4 protein-coding genes are annotated in these 5,278 nt (G+C 57.9%); all 4 read left to right on the top strand.

Translation table 11 applies throughout. The features are described from left to right. Nucleotides 1-35 precede the first annotated feature (35 nt). The 4 genes from lon to cmoA all read left to right on the top strand — a co-directional run bounded on the left by lon (nt 36) and on the right by cmoA (nt 5,268). Nucleotides 36-2,450 carry an endopeptidase La gene (gene lon, locus D8U71_RS02010; RefSeq protein ID WP_024014191.1) on the top strand — a complete coding sequence of 805 codons (2,415 nt, stop codon included), beginning with the start codon at nt 36-38 and terminating at the stop codon, nt 2,448-2,450. Nucleotides 2,451-2,619: 169 nt separating this feature from the next. Further along, on the top strand, nt 2,620-3,624 hold the full coding sequence (locus D8U71_RS02005) for a hypothetical protein (protein ID WP_130887057.1): 1,005 nt from the start codon (nt 2,620-2,622) through the stop codon (nt 3,622-3,624). Between the two features lie 299 nt (nt 3,625-3,923). Next, a complete protein-coding gene (locus D8U71_RS02000; protein ID WP_024014192.1) occupies nt 3,924-4,316 on the top strand; it encodes a protease inhibitor I42 family protein in 393 nt (130 codons plus the stop codon). A 208-nt stretch (nt 4,317-4,524) separates the two neighbouring features. Continuing rightward, nucleotides 4,525-5,268 (top strand): carboxy-S-adenosyl-L-methionine synthase CmoA, encoded by a 744-nt coding sequence (gene cmoA / locus D8U71_RS01995; protein WP_016773355.1) that lies wholly within the window; start codon nt 4,525-4,527, stop codon nt 5,266-5,268. The last annotated feature ends 10 nt before the right edge of the window (nt 5,269-5,278 follow it).

Raw genomic sequence — 5,278 nt, 5'->3', positions numbered from 1 at the left:
ATCTAAGACCCCATACCCCATTGCGCAGGTGCCCCATGACCGACCAGCAAGATCGCCCGGACAATCACGACGATTACGAAACCGACCACATCGAACACACCTCCTCCGGCACCGGCCTGGCACTGCCCGGGCAAAACCTGCCGGACAAGGTCTACATCATCCCGATCCACAACCGTCCGTTCTTCCCGGCCCAGGTCCTGCCGGTCATCGTCAACGAAGAACCGTGGGCCGAAACCCTCGAACTGGTCAGCAAATCCGAACACCACTCCCTGGCCCTGTTCTTCATGGACACGCCCCAGGAAGACCCGCGCCATTTCGACACCGGCGCCCTCCCCGAATACGGCACGCTGGTCAAGGTTCACCACGCCAGCCGCGAAAACGGCAAACTGCAATTCGTCGCCCAGGGCCTGAGCCGTGTGCGCATCAAGACCTGGCTCAAACACCATCGCCCGCCGTACCTCGTCGAAGTCGAATACCCGCACCAACCCACCGAGCCGACCGACGAGGTCAAGGCTTACGGCATGGCACTGATCAATGCGATCAAGGAGCTGTTGCCGCTCAACCCGCTGTACAGCGAAGAACTGAAGAACTACCTCAACCGCTTCAGCCCCAACGACCCGTCGCCGCTGACCGACTTCGCCGCCGCGCTGACCTCGGCGACCGGTCCCGAGCTGCAAGAAGTGCTCGACTGCGTGCCGATGCTCAAGCGCATGGAGAAAGTCCTGCCGATGCTGCGCAAGGAAGTCGAAGTAGCGCGTCTGCAAAAAGAGATTTCCGCTGAAGTTAACCGCAAGATCGGCGAGCATCAGCGTGAGTTTTTCCTCAAGGAACAGCTCAAGGTCATCCAGCAGGAACTCGGCCTGACCAAGGACGACCGCAGCGCCGACCTCGAACAGTTCCAGCAACGCCTCGAAGGCAAAACCCTGCCGGCGCAGGTGCAGAAACGCCTCGAAGAAGAAACCCACAAACTGTCGATCCTCGAAACCGGCTCGCCGGAATACGCCGTCACGCGTAATTATCTGGACTGGGCAACATCGGTGCCGTGGGGCGTGTATGGCGAGGACAAACTCGACCTCAAGCACGCGCGCAAAATCCTCGACAAGCATCACGCCGGTCTGGACGACATCAAGGATCGCATCCTCGAATTCCTCGCTGTTGGTGCGTACAAAGGCGAAATCAGCGGCTCGATCGTGTTGCTGGTCGGCCCGCCAGGCGTGGGTAAGACCAGCGTTGGCAAATCCATCGCCGAATCCCTCGGCCGGCCGTTCTACCGCTTCAGCGTCGGCGGCATGCGCGACGAAGCCGAGATCAAGGGCCACCGCCGCACCTACATCGGCGCGCAGCCGGGCAAACTGGTGCAGGCGTTGAAAGACGTCGAAGTGATGAACCCGGTGATCATGCTCGACGAGATCGACAAAATGGGCCAGAGCTACCAGGGCGACCCGGCTTCGGCGCTGCTGGAAACTCTCGATCCTGAGCAGAACGTTGAATTCCTCGACCACTACCTCGACCTGCGCATGGATCTGTCGAAGGTGCTGTTCGTCTGCACCGCCAACACCCTCGACTCGATCCCCGGCCCGTTGCTGGACCGGATGGAAGTGATTCGCCTGTCCGGCTACATCACCGAAGAAAAAGTCGCCATCGCCAAGCGTCACCTGTGGCCGAAACTGCTGGAAAAGGCCGGCGTATCAAAAGGCAGCCTGAGCATCAGCGACACCGCGCTCAAAGCCCTGATCGACGGCTATGCCCGTGAAGCCGGCGTGCGGCAGCTGGAAAAGCAGATGGGCAAACTGGTGCGCAAAGCGGTGATGAAGCTGATCGACGATCCGAAAGCGGTGATCAAACTCGGCCCGAAAGACCTCGAAGCCTCGCTGGGCCATCCGGTATTCCGCAACGAACAAGTGCTGTCCGGCACCGGTGTCATTACCGGCTTGGCCTGGACCAGCATGGGCGGCGCGACCTTGCCAATCGAAGCCACGCGGATTCATACCTTGAATCGTGGCTTCAAGCTCACAGGGCAACTCGGCGATGTAATGAAGGAATCGGCGGAGATCGCCTACAGCTACGTCAGCTCGCACCTCAAGCAGTTTGGTGGAGACGCGAAGTTCTTCGACGAAGCCTTCGTCCACCTGCACGTGCCCGAAGGCGCAACGCCGAAGGACGGCCCGAGCGCCGGCGTGACCATGGCCAGCGCCCTGCTCTCGCTTGCACGCAACCAACCGCCGAAAAAAGGCGTGGCGATGACCGGCGAACTGACCCTGACCGGGCATGTACTGCCGATCGGCGGCGTGCGCGAGAAAGTGATCGCAGCGCGGCGGCAGAAGATTTTCGAATTGATTCTGCCGGAGCCGAACCGGGGTAACTTTGAGGAATTGCCGGATTACCTGAAGGAAGGGATTACCGTGCACTTTGCCAAGCGGTTTGCGGATGTGGCGAAAGTCTTGTTCTAACGCGAGTGTAAGTGCTGCGGGGCGTACCGCAGCGCTTATATGAATCTGCTGTTAAAACCAGTCATATCCAAGCATAGGAATCTAAAGTACTGTCAACTCTGACAGTACTTTTTTTCATGCGCACTACCCACACTGATTGTTCTATTTGTCGTCTACTCGTGAGTACCTGATGAACAATCACAACGCGCCTCATACCCGCTACATGCATAACCTTTGCGGACGCTTCGAAGCTTCATTCACCAGACCCGGCGATCCAGGCGAAGCACGCTATCCCTATCACTCGCAGACAGTGCACAACCGAATGGCCAGATCCCTTGAGTATCTGAACTTTGATAGCAACTCGGGCACGCAGCCATTACCCACGACAACCAGCGACCATCGAAGCATAGGCATTACGCTTAAATCAGAGATCGCATCGGGCACCTACGTATTTCCGCGGGACGCTTCAGTGGTCCAGGTAACCTATGGGGAATTTCAAAACTCCGACACCAATTTCAACTTCGTGGTTCACAAGGCGACCAAGGCTGAACTTGAGTTGAGCATTACTGAAGACGGGCGCCGTTACTCTGGTGAGCTCCGATTCGAAGTGCTGATCAACGGAGAAATCCTTGAAATCACGTCGCGCTTTGACGTTCTAGTGACCTTCAACAGCAGTCCGACAGTTTCAAGCAGCATGCAGTCTAAAAGAACTCCAGCAAGCACGAGATTGCAAAACCTGACCGGAGAATTCAACGCGACGTTTCCTGTTTCTGCGGAACCGGGCGAAACGTCATTTGCACGAGCTCCATTTCACTCTTCGGGCCTAAACTACACTGATGCATTTTTTCTGGAAGACATTAACTTCAACACCCAAAGCGGAACAGTTTACCCGGACACTTATATAACCAGTGATGCGCGCTCATTTTCAGTTCACTTGAAGAAAGAAATCACTTCTGGAACCTATCACTATCCAAGTGTGGGCAGCCCATTTACGCTGTTGCAATATAGCGAAATGCGCTACGTGGGCGATAGATATATAAATTGGAGCCTGGACATACTTGAAGCAACGCTTGAACTGGAAGTTACCGATGAACGTCGCTACCGCGCGAAGGCCTTGTTGGTAAAAGCCAAAACACCCAACGGGTTGATTTTGAACATCAACGCAGATTTCGATATTTACCTGGCCAAGGATTGACTGAGGCAACCCATATCTTCATCAGCAGAGACAAGCGATACCGTGCGTTTCGTTGAGAAGCTTGCGGACGTGGCGAGGGTTCTCTTCTGATGATCATTGCTATACCTCCTTCGCAAGCAGGCTCGCTCCCACACGGTGATGCAGTGAACACAAAATCTGTCGACACTGCTGATCACTGTGGGAGCGAGCCTGCTCGCGAAGGCGTGAGCTCTTGCAACACCACTCTCCCTGACTGTCACACTTTGTCTCATCTTCAGTTATGCTCGCCGCTCGTCGTAACTGCCGGAGCTGCTGACCTTATGTCCCCCACTCGCCTGTTTCTCCCCCTCGCCCTTTCCTTGCTGGCGGCCTGCGCCACGCAACCGAAACACAACGTGACTGTGGAAAAACAAAGCGAATGCCCCGTGCGGCTCAACGTCGGGCAAAACCTGATCATCAGCCTGCCAAGCAACCCGACCACCGGCTATCGCTGGGCGATTCAGGATTCAGCTGGCGGCGTGTTGCGCGCCCTCAGCCCCGAGGTTTACAGCAATCCGGAAGATGCCGGCGTGGTGGGCGCAGCGGGGGTTTCGACCTGGCGCTTCCAGGCCTTCGCGGCCGGCACCGGGCGCTTGCGCCTGACCTCGCAACAGCCGTGGGCTCCGGAAGTGCTGCCGGTGGAAACCTTTGACTGCGCTATTTCGGTGAACTGACGGCGGGAAACCGCGCTGGCCTCTTCGCGAGCAGCCTCGCTCCCACAGGACACCGCGATCCCCTGTGGGAGCGAGCCTGCTCGCGAAAGCCATATCCCTGACGGCGAGAAATTACACCCGTCTCGGTGCTTTATCAGACAACCCAAGCATCCCCGCGCCACTTTTGCTAAAATGCCGGCCTTTTCCACCGACACCGCCGGACGCCGCCGTGAGCAAAGAACCCGATCGCCTATTCGCCCAGCCTTTGGCCCAGGTGCCTGACTTCGCCTTCAATGAAGACGTGGTGCGGGTGTTCCCGGACATGATCAAGCGCTCGGTGCCGGGTTACCCGACCATCGTCGAAAACCTCGGCGTGCTCGCGGCGCAGTTCGCCCAGCCGAACAGCGTGCTCTACGACCTCGGCTCGTCGCTCGGCGCAGTCACTCAAGCCCTGCGCCGTCATGTGCGTACCGACGGTTGCCGGGTCATCGCTGTGGATAACTCGGCGGCGATGGTCGAGCGTTGCCGCGAGTACCTCAACGGTCAGGATTCGATGTTTCAGGAATTGCTGCCAGTCGAGGTGATCGAGGGCGACATCCTCGCGCTGGAGTTTCAACCGGCCTCGGTGGTGGCGTTGAACTTCACCCTGCAATTCATCGCCCCGGACCAGCGCACCGCGTTGCTCTCGCGCATTCGCCAATCGTTGTTGCCCGGCGGCGCGCTGATTCTCTCGGAGAAGCTGCGCTTCAACGATGCCGAAGAGCACGCGCTGCTCACCGATCTGCACGTGGCGTTCAAACGCGCCAACGGCTACAGCGAACTGGAAATCGCCCAGAAGCGCAGCGCCATCGAAAACGTCATGAAGCCCGACAGCCTCGAAGAACACCGCGAACGCCTGCTGGCCGCCGGGTTCTCGAAAGTCGTGCCGTGGTTCCAGTGTCTTAACTTTGCCTCGTTGATTGCCTTGCCATGATTGATCTGTC

This window comes from Pseudomonas sp. Sample_21 (assembly GCF_004307525.1).
Lineage (GTDB): Bacteria > Pseudomonadota > Gammaproteobacteria > Pseudomonadales > Pseudomonadaceae > Aquipseudomonas > Aquipseudomonas atacamensis.
Note: the sequence above shows the minus strand (reverse complement) of the source record. Positions and strands in the feature narration are given on the sequence as shown.

What these genes read in the sequence shown, in the direction of transcription:
- D8U71_RS02005 (WP_130887057.1), top strand. Translation starts at nt 2,620, where the DNA reads ATGAACAATCACAACGCGCCTCATACCCGCTACATGCATAACCTTTGC.
- lon (WP_024014191.1), top strand. Translation starts at nt 36, where the DNA reads ATGACCGACCAGCAAGATCGCCCGGACAATCACGACGATTACGAAACC.
- D8U71_RS02000 (WP_024014192.1), top strand. Translation starts at nt 3,924, where the DNA reads ATGTCCCCCACTCGCCTGTTTCTCCCCCTCGCCCTTTCCTTGCTGGCG.